Source organism: Gracilibacillus sp. JCM 18966 (assembly GCF_055392695.1).
Map to the genome: position 1 here is coordinate 3986526 of NZ_AP043883.1, position 14687 is coordinate 4001212.

13 protein-coding genes are annotated in these 14687 nt (G+C 37.9%); 2 read left to right on the forward strand and 11 right to left on the reverse strand.

The features are described 5' to 3' along the window. Positions 1-5 precede the first annotated feature (5 nt). The 5 genes from ACZ5N5_RS19420 to ACZ5N5_RS19440 all read right to left on the reverse strand — a co-directional run bounded on the left by ACZ5N5_RS19420 (position 6) and on the right by ACZ5N5_RS19440 (position 5181). Entirely contained in the window at positions 6-815 is an 810-nt protein-coding gene (locus tag ACZ5N5_RS19420) for a hypothetical protein (RefSeq protein WP_464372953.1), read from the reverse strand. A gap of 284 nt (positions 816-1099) precedes the next feature. Beyond that, positions 1100-1921, reverse strand: coding sequence for a TIM barrel protein (locus tag ACZ5N5_RS19425; RefSeq protein WP_054787144.1), 822 nt, complete (start codon positions 1919-1921; stop codon positions 1100-1102). Beyond that, complete coding sequence (locus ACZ5N5_RS19430) at positions 1921-3096, reverse strand: dihydrodipicolinate synthase family protein (RefSeq protein ID WP_054787145.1); 1176 nt, start codon at positions 3094-3096, stop codon at positions 1921-1923. The genes ACZ5N5_RS19425 and ACZ5N5_RS19430 overlap by 1 nt, the downstream gene beginning before the upstream one ends. A 13-nt stretch (positions 3097-3109) precedes the next feature. Next, a complete protein-coding gene (locus tag ACZ5N5_RS19435) occupies positions 3110-4261 on the reverse strand; it encodes a Gfo/Idh/MocA family protein (protein ID WP_054787146.1) in 1152 nt (383 codons plus the stop codon). 101 nt (positions 4262-4362) lie between these two features. Further along, complete coding sequence (locus ACZ5N5_RS19440) at positions 4363-5181, reverse strand: helix-turn-helix domain-containing protein (protein ID WP_277678461.1); 819 nt, start codon at positions 5179-5181, stop codon at positions 4363-4365. 130 nt (positions 5182-5311) lie between these two features. Between ACZ5N5_RS19440 and ACZ5N5_RS19445 the strand changes: the two genes are divergently transcribed. Next, positions 5312-6493: a Gfo/Idh/MocA family protein gene (locus ACZ5N5_RS19445; protein WP_464372954.1), complete on the forward strand. Its 1182-nt coding sequence runs from the start codon at positions 5312-5314 to the stop codon at positions 6491-6493. Between the two features lie 46 nt (positions 6494-6539). Here ACZ5N5_RS19445 and ACZ5N5_RS19450 read toward each other — a convergent pair whose 3' ends face one another. Further along, positions 6540-6797 carry a hypothetical protein gene (locus ACZ5N5_RS19450; RefSeq protein ID WP_054787147.1) on the reverse strand — a complete coding sequence of 86 codons (258 nt, stop codon included), beginning with the start codon at positions 6795-6797 and terminating at the stop codon, positions 6540-6542. A gap of 62 nt (positions 6798-6859) precedes the next feature. After that, positions 6860-7732, reverse strand: a complete 873-nt coding sequence (locus tag ACZ5N5_RS19455) for an AraC family transcriptional regulator (protein ID WP_245902282.1) — start codon at positions 7730-7732, stop codon at positions 6860-6862. A 273-nt stretch (positions 7733-8005) separates the two neighbouring features. Between ACZ5N5_RS19455 and ACZ5N5_RS19460 the strand changes: the two genes are divergently transcribed. Then, positions 8006-10381: a carbohydrate binding domain-containing protein gene (locus tag ACZ5N5_RS19460; RefSeq protein WP_464372955.1), complete on the forward strand. Its 2376-nt coding sequence runs from the start codon at positions 8006-8008 to the stop codon at positions 10379-10381. A gap of 272 nt (positions 10382-10653) precedes the next feature. On the opposite strand, the gene dhaM is transcribed toward ACZ5N5_RS19460, so the two are convergent. From dhaM to ACZ5N5_RS19480, 4 genes are all read right to left on the reverse strand, one after another. After that, positions 10654-11046, reverse strand: a complete 393-nt coding sequence (dhaM, locus tag ACZ5N5_RS19465; protein ID WP_054787150.1) for a dihydroxyacetone kinase phosphoryl donor subunit DhaM — start codon at positions 11044-11046, stop codon at positions 10654-10656. A gap of 2 nt (positions 11047-11048) precedes the next feature. Next, the gene (gene dhaL / locus ACZ5N5_RS19470) at positions 11049-11669 is read right to left on the reverse strand and encodes a dihydroxyacetone kinase subunit DhaL (protein WP_054787151.1); all 621 of its coding nucleotides are present in this window, start codon (positions 11667-11669) and stop codon (positions 11049-11051) included. Between the two features lie 12 nt (positions 11670-11681). Further along, a complete protein-coding gene (gene dhaK / locus ACZ5N5_RS19475) occupies positions 11682-12674 on the reverse strand; it encodes a dihydroxyacetone kinase subunit DhaK (RefSeq protein ID WP_464372956.1) in 993 nt (330 codons plus the stop codon). A gap of 354 nt (positions 12675-13028) precedes the next feature. Beyond that, positions 13029-14681 carry a glycerol-3-phosphate dehydrogenase/oxidase gene (locus ACZ5N5_RS19480; protein ID WP_464372957.1) on the reverse strand — a complete coding sequence of 551 codons (1653 nt, stop codon included), beginning with the start codon at positions 14679-14681 and terminating at the stop codon, positions 13029-13031. Between the last annotated feature and the right edge of the window lie 6 nt (positions 14682-14687).

Here is a 14687-nt window from a genome sequence, read left to right on the forward strand (position 1 = left end):
TCTTCTTATTGATCTGAGCCATTTGATTTTTTATGGTTAGTTTGTTTATTATTTTTAGGTTCTTTTTTAGGATCTTGATCTTCGGGAATTTGAGGGTCTTCGGTTCCTTGGTTTGGATCTTCTGGATTTTCTGGATTATCTGGGTTTTCGTTAGGTGATTCTTCGGGCTCTTGCTCGGTGGGATTAGTTGAATCATCTAAATCTTCTGTAGGAATATCTTCTTTCCCATCTTCTTCCTCTTTATCAGTGCTATCACTCGACGAATTTTCTGGAGATGATTGTACAGTCTTTTCATCAAAGCTATCTGTTGAATTAGATTCCGGATCATTGTCTTTTTCTGATGGGTAGCTATTGTATGATGCTTCTGGTGTTGGTTGATAATTCCATGTTGACTTTTGCTCATTGGTTGGATAGTAATATTGCTCTTCTTCCTCATTTCCAATTTTCTCTTCGAACACTGCAGTTTCATTTTCTAGTTCATCATCTGGTGTTTTCGTTTCTACTTTTTCCTCACTAAATAAGTCATCATTAATTCCCATAGGACTAAGAAAACTACTGCTTGCTATATTGTATGTATGAGAGTTTGATATTTTCTCTTTGATTGTCGAATTATTAAATACCGTTTTCCCATCAAGATAGCTTTTTCCGATCCATCCAACTCCAATTAATAACGTCATACCAACTGCAATGGTTACATACAGTGCAAGGGAATCTTGATTAAATTTCAGCTTTCTCTCCTCCATTTGGTACTTTTTTCTTGTATTTAACCTATCATTATTTTGTCGAAATGTAAACGCATCTAGTTGATATATCACATTTTTGGGCTATATTATTCTAAAAATAACTTCAACACCATCGAGACATAATTATAAATTCTATTTCACGTACCAGCTCCTGCCAAATCGAACTATATCCACCTTATAAACACCATTTCACGACTAAGCTCCTACAATTTGTACTTTATCCTGCTTATAAACGCCATTTCACTACCATGCTCCTTCCAATTTGTACTTTATCCTCCCTATAAATCCAACCTGAACAAAAAATTAGAGTGTATCTCTTTTTAGAAATACACTCTGCTAACTCCCATCCTTATCTGCTAAACGTGCTTAGCAAAGCTTTGTTTGACTTCTTGTAATACATCATTTCCATCACGATCCCAAAGCGATTGGTTAATAATTTCCACTTCAATTGGTCCATGATATCCTGCTTCCTCTACTGCTTTTCTCATACGATTGATTTCTATTACACCTTCTCCCATCATGGCACGGCCTTTGAACATATCTGCCATTGGTACCTTCCAATCGGATACATGAAAACCTAGGATTCTACCTTTTGCACGATTGATTTCTTGATACAAATTTGGATCCCACCACACATGGTAAACATCAACAATTACTCCAACTTCATCCGGGTGATACTTCTCTGCTATCGTGGAGGCTTGATCCATTGTGTTAATGACAGAACGATCTGCTGCAAACATTGGATGTAAAGGCTCAATCGCAAGCTTCACCCCATAATCCTTTGCATATGGTACTAATTGGTCAATTCCTTCTTCCACTTGTTTACGTGCTGTGTCAATATCTCGGTCTGCACTTGGTCCACAGACAAGCACTAATGTATCTGTGCCAAGCTCAGCCGCTTCTTCGATGGCTCGTTTATTATCATCTATCCGTTCGGCCCGTTCCTTTGCTGTAGCAGCAGGAAACATGCCGCCACGACAAACACTAGAAACATCTAAACCGGCATCTGTGATCAATCTTTTACTTTGCTTCAGGCCGATTTCTTTTATTTTATGGCGCCATACTGATATCCAAGGTACTTCATGACGGAGGCAGCCTTCCACTGCTTCCTGCAGGCTCCATTGGTCTATTGTGATTTGGTTTAAACTAAGACGACTCATTAATTTATCCTCTGCCATTAGCGACCCTCCTGTTCAATACCTGCTAACTCAAGTGTCCATTTCATTCTTATTGTCGCTAAGTCCGGGTCACGTAATAGGCCTGCTTCATCTGCCATGACGAATAAATCAGATAAATGGACAATGGAACGAGCACCTTCCTTACCACCAATCATGCGAAAATGGTCTTGATGTCCATTTAGATAAGCCATAAATACAACACCTGTTTTATAGGAAAATGTCGGTGCCTCGAAAATATGTCTAGATAGCGGAACTGTTTTTTCGAGTAATGCATCATATGTCTTCCAATCATCAGCGTCTATTGCGTGCATGGCTGCCGCTGCAGCTGGTGCGATCGCATCAAATATCCCTAAAAGGGCATGACTATAACCTCGATCATCACCTTTAATTAATTCAGGATAATTAAAGTCATCTCCTGTGTACATCCGTACACTATTCGGTAGTAAACGGCGCATATCGATCTCTTTTTGAGCATCAAGTAATGAAATTTTAATCCCATCCACTTTTGATTCATTATCCTTGATGATCTGCAAGCACACTTCCATTGCTTGGTCGATATCTGTGTGCCCCCAATAGCCTTTTAATGCTGGATCAAACATATCACCAAGCCAGTGTAGAATAACGGGTTCTTTAACATTTTGCAAAATCTTATTATACACTCTCTGATAATCTTCAGGACCCGTGGCACATGCTGCTAATGCGCGACTCGCCATCAATATTATTTTCCCGCCTTCACCTTCTACAAATGACACCTGCTCTTCATAAGCTTTTTCTACATCGTCTAATGTCACGCTAGGTGTTGGTTCTAAATGATCTGTACCAACACCACTAGCAATATTGCCACCTACTGTCTTTGCTTCTTTAATCGAACGTGAAATTAATTCCTTCGCACCGTCCCAGCTTAACCCCATTCCACGCTGAGCAGTATCCATTGCTTCAGCAACAGATAGTCCGAGCGACCATAAGTAATGGCGATATTCCATCGTTTTATCCCAATCTATTTGAGCATTCAAAGTTGGATCGGCTGGCGATAATGGATCTGCTACGACGTGTGCTGCTGAGAAAGCCGTTCTACTTTCAAAAGGTTTATCTTGTGGAATATCAAAAGGTGTATAATTTTTGGCCTTATAGCTGTAAAGCGTTCGATCTGATTTTGGTAAAATTAGCTTTGCCATCCTAGATACCTCCTTACAGTTTGATTTCTGGCACTTCAATCCAACGACGTTCTTCCCATGATTTCAAACCAAGGTCAGATAGTTGAGTACCTTTTGCTCCTTCTAATAAATCCCAAGGAAATGCTTCATCTGCAAATACATGCTTTAAAAATAGCTCCCACTGTACCTTAAAACCGTTATCAAATACATCATTTGTTGGTACTTCCTGCCACTGTGCTTGGAAGTCAAATGGATTTTCAATATCTGGATTCCATGTTGGTTTTGGGGTATTTACACGATGCTGCACTTTACAATCTCTTAATCCAGCTACTGCACTTCCTTCTGTTCCGTCTACTTGTATTGTTAATAAATCATCTCGGTTCACACGAACAGCCCAAGAAGAATTTGCTTGAACGATCACCCCATTATCAAGTTCAAATGTACCGTATGCTGCATCATCTGCAGTTGCTTTGTACGTATTTCCATTTTCATCAACACGTTCAGGAATGTGAGTTGCACCTAGACAAGAAACTGCCTTGATATTTCCAAATAAATTGTCAATCACATAACGCCAGTGTGCAAACATATCGACAATGATTCCACCACCATCTTCTTTACGATAGTTCCATGAAGGTCGCTGTGCCTCCTGCCAGTCGCCTTCAAACACCCAGTACCCAAATTCCATTCTTACAGATAAAATTTTCCCGAAAAAGCCAGAGTCAATGAGACGTTTTAGCTTTAATAAGCCTGGTAAGAACAGTTTATCTTGAACAACACCGTTTTTAACACCGGCATCATTCGCAAGCTTTGCAAGCTCAATAGATCCTTCCAAATTTGTAGCTGTTGGCTTCTCACAATAGATGTGCTTCCCTTTTGCTATCGCCTTTTTAATACTATCTGCTCTTCTGACCGTCGTTTGGGAGTCAAAGTAAATCTCATTGTATTCATCTGCAAGTGCTGCATCTAAATCTGTGGAATATCGATCGATTCCATATGTTTCTGCTAACGCTTTCAATTTCTTTTCATTACGACCTACTAGAATTGGATCAGGCATGAGCGTGTCCTCGTTCTTTAGTTTCACGCCACCTTGTTTTCTTATCGCAACGATGGAACGGATTAAATGCTGATTCGTACCCATTCGCCCTGTTACGCCATTCATAATAATACCAATTTTATGTTGTGCCATTTTCATCCCTACCTTTTTCTTTGATACACCTAGTGTAACGCAATAAAAAAAATTCGTCTTATTAATCTAAGAACGAATTTCTTAAAATCGGAAGTCATCTTTTACAAATGATAATTTTTTTGATTAGTTCGGTATTTATTTGGTGTGATTGAGGTTATATTTTTAAATGTACGATAAAAGGTTGAGATGGATTCGAAGCCCACCTCAAAGCAGATCGAGGCGATATCCTTATCTGTTTCAGCGAGCATTTTTTTTGCTAGTCCTGTTCTCACTTCTGTTAAATACTGTATCGGGGTCATTTGATAGCTTTCTTTAAAAATAGTATTCATATGCCGAGTACTCATCCCTAAGCGTGCTGCCAAGTCCTCTGCGTGAATCCACTCGTAATAATGAGAATCTATGTAATCCTTTAATCTTTCTGCTCTTAATGCATTCGCATCTGACACCTCTGCTTTCTTTTCCCCTCTTGCTAATAATAAAAGCAAGTGAGATAAATAGATTTTTAATGCCAATTCCTGTTCCTTCGTTTTATTTGCTTGTTCATACAGCATCGTTCTTAAAATTTGACGAATTTCACTACTTTCAAATGGGTTTAAACCGATAAATTTCGTTTCATTTAACGATTCTTGAAAAAGTTTAGCATTTGCCTGAGCATCATTAATTCGCTGATCAAAGGCAAGAACAAGTACCGTTAATTTTTTGTCCGAAATAATAGCATGACTTGTAAATGGTGTAATAAAGGTAAGGTGGTCCTGTTCAAAGCGATGACGCTTTCCGTTTAATATAATATCTCCCGTTCCTTCTAATGAATAGAGAAGCTGATAGATTTCATGGTGATGGTTTTCAATTCTATCACCTTTATTATGTTTACTTTCATATAATCGAATGCCGAAAGGTTCAAGATTAATTTTTTGTAGCATGAGCTTCCCCCATTTATCAGACATTTCTGTTTAATTTTTTGATTCAATACTGCGAACCAAATGAGTTTATGATATATTGCTATTATACTTCAGAAATTTTTAAAAAAGCAAAAGTGAGGAGAACTCTGTTATGACAAAACAAGTATCTGTTGTTCTCGTAGGTATAGGTGGCTATGGGAACATGTATTTACGGGCCTTATTAGATCCACAAAATGTAAACGCATACGTAGAAGGCGTGGTTGATGTAGTTCCAGAAAATTCGAATTACTATCAAGAAATAATAGAACAAAATATCCCTGTTTTTGAATCATTAGAAGTCTTTTATCAGGAGCATAATGCAGATCTAGCTATTATCTCTACACCTATCCATTTACACAAGCACCAATCATGTATTGCTATGGAAAATGGTAGTCATGTACTTTGCGAAAAACCGGCAACTGCTAATCGAAAACATCTTCAAGAAATGATCGAAACAAGAGATCGTACCGGAAAAAAACTAGCCATTGGATTTAATTGGTCTTTCACGAATACCATCCAGGCATTGAAAGAAGATATTTTAACTGGGGAATTTGGGAAACCAATAAGAATGAAAAGTCTCGTTTTATGGCCTAGAAATGCTGATTATTTCAACCGATCTAGCTGGGCTGGTAAAAAATTCAGTCCTAATGGGGAAATGATTTTTGATAGTGTGGCGAATAATGCTACCGCACATTTTCTTCATCATTTATTTTATTTAACAGGAGATGCAATAGATCGGAGTGCAGAGATTGATCAGCTTTCTGCTGAATTATACAGAGCAAATTCGATCGAAACATTTGATACATGTGCTGTCCATCTATTAACTAAGAACAATGTAGAGGTCATTTATCTTGCTTCCCATGCTATTTCTAATAACCACCGGCCAAAATATTCGATAGAGTTCGAAAATGCCATTATTACTTACCATCCAGAGGGAGAAAGCTCAGACATTGTGGCAACGTTTAAAGATGGTACGAAAAAGACTTATCAAGATCCAGAAAACAATCATCTTGCAAAACTTGGCGTTATGATTGAAGCAATACTAACTAATGATGATAATATACTATGTGGACCAGAAGCAGCGAGTAGTCATGTTCATGCCATTTATGGTATGCATCAATCAGTAAAAGATATACCGACATTTCCGAGTAATTGGATTTCCGTTGATGAAGAGCAAAAGTTGACGATCGTAGACGGTTTAGAGGAAGTATTGACAGAATGTTATGATCAGTTTTGCTTACCGAATGATCTAGGGATCGAATGGAGCAAGCCCGGAAGTATCGTTAAATTGTAAGGAAATGAAGAGAGGCCATAATGAGTTACGCATTATGGCTTCTCCTTTATCTCGTATGAAGTAAAGAAGGATGGAAGCTTAACACTGCATCGACCGTTTCCTTTCTCATCATTTCTTTATAGTCATGATAAAATGGAATTTCAGGGTAATGATAGTTTACGACCCTTTTCATCGATTTGTCTTTATCATAGATAGCGATTACCTCTACATTTTCAATAAGTCCATCCTTCAAAAATGAAATATAGGCATTTACCTCTTGATTCCAACCTACTATAGCTACCTTTTGAAAAACCACTTTTGTCATCCTCCATTCATATTCGAAATCGTCGTTTTTTCCTAAATAAAAACAATACAAATAGCAACCAACTATTTCAATATGGAACTAGAGAAATGATTCGTACTATGATAAATTCTTAAACGTTTTTTTCGGTATTCTTTTGGCGTTATCCCTAGTTTTTCTTTGAAATATCGACTAAAGTGCGACACATTCTCAAAACCGCTCTCATAGGCAATTTGTTGAACTTGCTTCGTTTCCTCTGCTTCTAGTAAATATTTTGCTTGCTGTATGCGACAGGCCATTACGTATTCCATGATGGTGTAGCCTGTCATTTCTTTGAAAACATGCGAAACATATGACTTATTCAAATTCAAGGCTACTGCAATCTCTGAAATAATAACTTTATTTGTAAAATGCTCTTGAATATAAGAAGCAATTTTCTCTGCATGCTCTGTTTTATTACTAGGCTCCTTTTTTGCTTGTAAACAAGTATTTCGATACAAAGAATTAATCTGAACGAGCAACTCCCCAAGCAAAAATTTCATTTCCCACTCTTTCTCTGAATCAATCAATCTCGAAGAATATTCGACTTTGTACATTTTCTCAAAAATAGCTTCTATATCTCGAAGGACCTCTTTATTCGATGTTCGAATTAAATAATGGTGATCAAAGCGAAAAACATCTAATAATTCCTTAGCCTTCATTAATTCTAAAACTGGTTCAATCCAGTCTGGAATAAAGTGAAGATTACTTCTAACATAATCACAATTATCCGGAACATTTGGCCTATGCAATGCTAAACCATCCATCAATAAAATATCACCAGGCTGTAAATCATAGATTTGATTGTTTATCAGGTATCTGCAAATCCCTTTGTGAAACATAAAAATCTCAAAATCCTCATGTGAATGAAATTTAGGTAAATCAGGATTACCTGTAATTCGATAATTGATAGAGAACATTTTTTCCACTTGGATTCTCACCCCACATGAATGTATAGTTATATTTTATTGTATAATGCACCATCTGAAAATAACTAGTAGTGTTAGATTTTATTTTAAAATTTGCTGTGCGTGTTTTCTTATCATAAGACTATTGATTTTTATTCCGTTAACTGCTATTAATGGAGTCAACTTCTGCCATACTAGGTATACAAGAATAATAAAAGGAGGATATACGCTAATTAATTGGAAGCGCTAACTATAAATTATCAATGATGAAGGATGTGTAAATCTATGAAAAGGAAACCAATTCTTTTTTTAATATTATTTTTATTCACGATTACCATTTTTCTTAACCGAACATTAGTTGAGCCTGTAAAAGCAAAAACAGCTACAAGTGTAATTAAGTGGGATAAACATCGTCAATATGTGGACGGATTTGGTGGATCTGGTGCCTTTCAGAAGCCTTCTTATATTATGCAATTACCAGAACCAGAAAAAACGAAAATATTAGATATGATCTTCTCACAGGAAAAGGGAATAGGTTTATCCATTGTTCGAAACCTTGTCGGAGACGGAGTTGCGGCTTCTACTATAGAACCAGAACCTGGTAAATTTGTTTGGGATCAACCTGATTGGTCAAAGAAAAAAACGGCATTTGATAAAGATCAAATTTGGTTTATGAAGGAAGCAAAAAAAAGAGGGGTTTCCACCTTTTTAAGCTCGGTTTGGAGTCCCCCCGCTTGGATGAAAACGAACAATAGTGTACTCGGTACGAATAACGGGAAGCTTAAACAGGAGCATTATCAGGATTTTGCTAACTATTTAGCGGAATATGTATTTGGCTATAAGGAACATTTTGATTTAGATATCTCTTATATTTCTATCGCCAATGAGCCGAATTATGGGCCAGATTACTCTGGAGCGATATGGACACCTGAAGAGCTTCATATTTTTATTCGAGATTATCTCGGGCCTACCTTTGAACGAAGGAATGTTCCTGCAAAAATCGTAATGCCAGAACACATGAATTTTACCGAAGAATATGCCTTACCAGCATTAAATGATCCTATCACTGAAAAATACATAGATGTGGTTGCTGCACACGCCTATGGAATCGGAACAGATGTCCCAACATTCCCTGTATCAAAGGAAAAAGGAAAAACTATTTGGCAAACAGAATATATGAATCAAGGAGATGCCTTACAAACCTATGAATTTAATACGATAAAGGACGGCCTTCGACATGCAAATCTAATCGGAGATATGTTTCATAAAACAGGAATTAGCGCCTATTTTTGGTGGTGGCCAGTTGCCGTGAATAATGCAGATGGATCCGACTTAATTCGTTTAACCACAGACGATGACGGTGAGGTTAATGGCATGTTTAGGGTTTTCAAAAGATATTATACATTCGGAAATTATAGTCGATTTATCCGTCCAGGCTATATTATGATCGAATCCGATAAATCACCTGTTGAGGATGTACAAATTACGGCATATAAAGATCCATCCACAGACAATTTTACTATTGTAGCTGTGAACAACCAACCAACAGAGCAGCAACTAGAATTAAAGCTTGATAATTTTCCAAATACAAAAGAGCTTATTCCCTATCGTACTTCAGGAAATGAAAACTTGAAAAAATTAGATACTGTGAAGGTTAAAGGAAACGGCAAAACTGTAACGATTCAGCTTTCTAGTGAAAGTGTGACGACCTTTATCCCGAAAGAATTTGAATTACCAGCATTTGACGATTTGAAGGATATATTCTCTAGCTATGAAGCAGAAGAAAATGACGGACAATCTCCGGAAATGATAGCGCCTCCTGCTAACCAGAAAAAAGGTTATATAGAGCATGTTAGAAATGGAGATTATATCAAATACACCAATGTAAACTTTGCAGATGGCACAGCTAATGGACAGCCTGGCATGAAGCATATTTTATCAATGGATGCCTTAGTCCATCCGATAAATGGTGGTACGATCGAGGTTAGATTAGATGATCCCTATCATGGCAATTTAGTAGGAGAAATAACTGTTTCAGGAAAAGGCTCTAATGATTGGATAACAACATCGACCATGATTGATACGAATTCAGACACTGGTGCCTATGGAATTCATGATATGTACCTCGTGTTTAAAGGAGAAAACAGTAAAAAGCTCTTTGCGATAGACAAATTGACCTTTAATGATGGAATAGAAAAGCCAATAGAACTTAAAAAACATGTCTTGGATTTTGAGAATGGCACAACAGAAGACTGGACAGGAAGAGCAGGTACTGAAATGGTTGAGGTAACAGATGTTGAGGCTTATTCGGGTAGCTATAGTTTGAAAACATCTAACAGAACTTCTTCCTGGCATGGACCAACTATGGATATTACTAATATGGTTGTAAAAGGTAAGGAATATGAGTTTTCTACCTATTTCCGTTTTGTGCAACCACCAGCAACAGAGAGTAAAGTAAAGCTTACATTGGAAGTCACTGATTTTGGAGGAACGAAATATATAGCACTCGACGAATTAGATACCAATCGCAATGATTGGTTCGAATTAAAAGGGAACTATGTCTTAGATCCAGATATAACCACTATTAAGCTCTACGTCGAAACCTCTAATCCAAATGATTCCTTTTATATCGATGATGTAATCATTAATCCAGTACAATAGACGAACAAAAGCGCAAGCGACCGTTTAGAAACGTAGCGACTGGAGCGAACCAACTGAGATAAAGGAATCACGGTGAGGTTACGAACCGATGATGACTTATCGTAGGGCGGTGCGGGAAGTCGCCTAGTTTCTGGGCGCTGGAGCTGGACGTGGCCCAATTCGCTTCCCCTTATCCATAGGATCATATTTTTATACCTTCCTCAGAACAAAAATTTATCCCTCACTGCTCTAGAGATTTCTAGCATAGTGGGGGATATTATAGTTTTATAAATTCATGAAGATTGGTCTATTTTCAGCTTATCCAAACTTACCATAATTTCTTCTACTGTTTTCCCCAGATTTGCTTCCACCGCTGCGATATAAGAGCCTTCTACTAGTGGCACATCCTCCGCTATTTGTAGATTGTTCCTATCGACTAATTCCAGTACCATTTCTGCGTTCATTTTGGCGCTACCTAAATCATAGAGTAGAACAGCTCCATTCTCATTGCCGACTTGGTCGATTGCTGATTGTATCCTTTCCATACTCGTTCCAATTTCGCCATTCTCTGTCCCACATGCAAGAGCGATTGGCACATCTTCAATCACTTGATCAATCAGCTTTTTGATTCCTTCACCTATTTCGAAGCTGTGAGAAATAATAATGATCCCAGCTTTACCAGACATCTTCATCCCTCCAATTCCAATACTTCGACTAAAGCTTCAAAAATATACAGTGATGACATGGAACCAGGATCAACATGTCCTTTAGATCGTTCCTTTAGATAAGAGGCGCGACCTTTTGTTGCTATCATTTCTCTAGTATCCTCAATAGTTGCTTGGCAAACTTCTACCATGCCACCCCAATCGTTTACCTCTTCTTCCTCTAAAAAATCAGCTACTTGTGACCAAACGTCATACATTGTTTTTTCACCAAAATCTGCTTTACCTCGTGAATGAATCCCATCGACTGCTTCTTTAATTGCCTGCTTAAAAACATGCTCGTCCACATCTTTCCCTTGCATCGCAACGGACATTTTTAAAAATGCTGTTCCATAGAGTGGTCCAGATGCACCTCCAACTTTTGCCATCAGTGTCATTGCTGCACTTTTTAATACATCGGAAACCGAATCATAGTTTACATGATGGATCTTGGCAGTTACCTCTGTAAAACCACGAGTCATATTGATTCCATGATCACCATCACCAATTGCTTGATCTAGTACCGTTAATTGCTCTTTGTGCTCATCCATTCGTTTTTGTATTTCTTTCATCCATTCGACTGCTTGATCGACTGTTAAAATGATCATAATATCCTCCTATTAAACGTGAAATGCTATCGTTTTTACTTTTCGTGTTAAGAGATTTTTCAATTCTTGATCTAATTTTAATAAGGTTATCGAAAATCCTGCCATTTCTAAAGATGTCATATATTCTCCTACCCATGTTTGGAAGATTTTAATCTCCTTATTGCCTAAAAGTTCTGAGAGCTTTCGATAGACAATGTGTAGCTCCATTTCTGGTGTAGCTCCCAATCCATTGATCATTACTGCAACCTCGCTTCTTTCATAATCTATATCCGATAAGATTTTGTTGACTAAAATTTCCGTTATTTGATCAGCGGGTTTTAACGGAACGCGTTCAATACCTGGCTCTCCATGTATTCCAATTCCAATTTCCATCTCGTTTTCTGCTAATGTAAAACTTGGTTTACTAGCTGCTGGTACCGTACAAGCTGATAAGGCAACCCCCATAGAGCGAACATTCGCAATTGTTTTTTCCGCAATGCTCTTTACTTCTTCAAGTGAGGCACCATTTTCTGCTAATGCCCCCGCTATCTTGTGAACAAATACAGTTCCAGCTATTCCTCTTCTACCTATAGTAAAGGTACTATCTTCTACAGCTACATCATCATTAACAATGACTTGATCTACTTGGATCCCTTCCATTTCAGCCATTTCTTTGGCCATTTCAAAGTTCATCACATCTCCGGTGTAATTTTTAATAACTAAAAGAACACCTTTCCCACTGTCAACTGCTTTGATCGCTTCTAACACCTGATCTGGAGTTGGAGAGGTAAACACTTCCCCTACTACAGCAGCATCTAACATTCCTTTTCCCACATAACCTGCATGGGCTGGTTCATGCCCACTTCCACCTCCACTTACAATACCAACTTTTCTTTCAGCTGGAGCATCAGTTCGTACAACTACATTTGTATTCGGAAGCCTTTTCAAAAGCTTCGGATAAGCTGTTACTAATCCAGTAATCATTTCATCGACAACATGATTTGGATCATTTATTACTTTTTTCAATCCGCTTCACCTCTACTTTCATTTTCTTTCATCGTATCGGAATTTAGATGTTTTTTCCACTTTTAAAGTATCTGTTCCTACTTGATAATGATGAAGCTGGGACGAAAGAGTAAGTAAAGAAAGGAAAACCCGAACGTTAATATTTCTGCACGGATACCGCTCCGTCAAAATACTCCGCTTTCCGCGGGCACGGCTTCAGCTAACTTTGCAAAGAAAACCGCTTTGCAAAGTGGATCTTCAGCTCGTGCTGTTCCCACAGGAGTCTCCGTATTTTGACTACGCTAAAGCAGAATAACGTTCGGATTATAGCGCTTGCTGTTTAGTTATGTCCCAACCCCAATTCGGCAATTCGGGTTATTCATTTGTTGGGTGTACTGCTTCATATAAGAGATTTTCAAGCTCTTTCGTATACACATCCTTTTGCTCATCTGTCCATTTAAAAATATGTTGCATTTCATCTGTAACAGCATCTTTTTCCTGCTGAACCCAGTTGATGTCAAAGAAAAGCGCTCCTGTTCTTCGAATAAAGAAATCAACAGGTTTACACGTTAATTCGTGCTCTATACTATACAGAAGCATTGCCTTTGTTACAGGATGAATGTCTGAATCATCCTCTAAAGCTTTCTTATAATAGTCAAATAATTTTGGAACATTAGATCCATAGCGAAGGATAAGAAGTTTTGTCTCTTCCTTGGTTAGCCCTATCTTCATTCCGTCCTTAACCTGTTCTTTAGCATAAGCCACAAAGCCTTTTGAACCACCAACATCTCCACCTGAAATTGGTAAATGCTTCGTATTGCTCGGCTTAAATACCCTTTTTTCTTTTTCAATCATTTTATCAACAATTACTTTTACTACATCCTCTGCCATCTTGCGATATCCAGTTAGTTTTCCTCCAGCTATTGAGATAAGACCAGAGCTTGATTCGAATATTTCATCCTTTCTAGAAATCTCAGAAGGGTCTTTACCTTCTTCATAAATGAGAGGTCTTAGTCCTGCCCAGCTTGATTCCACATCTTGTGAAGAAATATCTAGGTTCGGGAACATAAACTGAATAGCATTTATTACATAGTCACGATCTGATTCGGTCATTGTTGGATGGGCAATATCGCCTTTATATACTGTATCTGTCGTTCCAACATACGTTTTCCCATCTCGTGGTATGGCAAATACCATTCTACCGTCAGGCGTATCAAAATAGATCGCTTGTTGCAATGGAAATTTTGATTGATCAAAAACAAGATGTATTCCTTTTGTCAGCTGAAGTGTCTTTCCTTTTTTCGATTGATCTATTTCTCTAATTGTATCCACCCACGGACCAGAGGCATTGACAATGTACTGCCCATGAATATGATGGGTCTCATCATTTAACTGATCCTTAATCTGAACACCAATAACCTTGCCATCTTCATAGATAAGATCATCTACTTTTGCGTAGTTCAGAGCAAGTGCTCCCTTTTCTACCGCTTTTTTCATTACTTCCATTGTTAATCTTGCGTCATCAGTTTTGTACTCCACATAATAACCTGCACCTTTTAGACCTTCACTTTTTAAAAGTGGTTCACGCTTGAGTGCCTCTTGCTTATTAAACATTTTTCTTCTTTCTGATTTTTTAACCCCTGCTAAAAAATCATACACCCTTAGTCCAATATTAGTGGATAACGGGCCAAATGTACCCTTTTCATAGAATGGAAGCATCATCCATTCCGGTGTGGTAACATGAGGTCCGTTCTCATAGACAATTTCTCTTTCCTTGCCGACCTCTGCAACCATTTTTACTTCAAATTGTTTTAAATACCTAAGTCCTCCATGAACAAGCTTTGTTGATCTACTTGATGTACCCGCAGCAAAATCTTGCATTTCAAAAACGGCTACACGAAGGCCACGTAGAGCAGCATCTAGTGCGATACCTGCTCCAGTTATTCCGCCACCAATAATAATCATATCAAGCGGCGTCTCCTTCATTTGTTGGTAAGTATTTTTGCGATTCAAACTAGAAAAAGTCATAATAGA

Excerpts from the sequence above, each read along its gene's own strand:
- ACZ5N5_RS19435 (WP_054787146.1), bottom strand. The coding sequence starts at position 4,261 with ATGGCACAACATAAAATTGGTATTATTATGAATGGCGTAACAGGGCGA.
- dhaL (WP_054787151.1), bottom strand. The coding sequence starts at position 11,669 with ATGATCATTTTAACAGTCGATCAAGCAGTCGAATGGATGAAAGAAATA.
- ACZ5N5_RS19450 (WP_054787147.1), bottom strand. The coding sequence starts at position 6,797 with ATGACAAAAGTGGTTTTTCAAAAGGTAGCTATAGTAGGTTGGAATCAA.
- ACZ5N5_RS19425 (WP_054787144.1), bottom strand. The coding sequence starts at position 1,921 with ATGGCAGAGGATAAATTAATGAGTCGTCTTAGTTTAAACCAAATCACA.
- dhaM (WP_054787150.1), bottom strand. The coding sequence starts at position 11,046 with ATGTCTGGTAAAGCTGGGATCATTATTATTTCTCACAGCTTCGAAATA.
- ACZ5N5_RS19440 (WP_277678461.1), bottom strand. The coding sequence starts at position 5,181 with ATGCTACAAAAAATTAATCTTGAACCTTTCGGCATTCGATTATATGAA.
- ACZ5N5_RS19480 (WP_464372957.1), bottom strand. The coding sequence starts at position 14,681 with ATGACTTTTTCTAGTTTGAATCGCAAAAATACTTACCAACAAATGAAG.
- ACZ5N5_RS19430 (WP_054787145.1), bottom strand. The coding sequence starts at position 3,096 with ATGGCAAAGCTAATTTTACCAAAATCAGATCGAACGCTTTACAGCTAT.
- ACZ5N5_RS19455 (WP_245902282.1), bottom strand. The coding sequence starts at position 7,732 with ATGTTCTCTATCAATTATCGAATTACAGGTAATCCTGATTTACCTAAA.
- ACZ5N5_RS19460 (WP_464372955.1), top strand. The coding sequence starts at position 8,006 with ATGAAAAGGAAACCAATTCTTTTTTTAATATTATTTTTATTCACGATT.
- ACZ5N5_RS19445 (WP_464372954.1), top strand. The coding sequence starts at position 5,312 with ATGACAAAACAAGTATCTGTTGTTCTCGTAGGTATAGGTGGCTATGGG.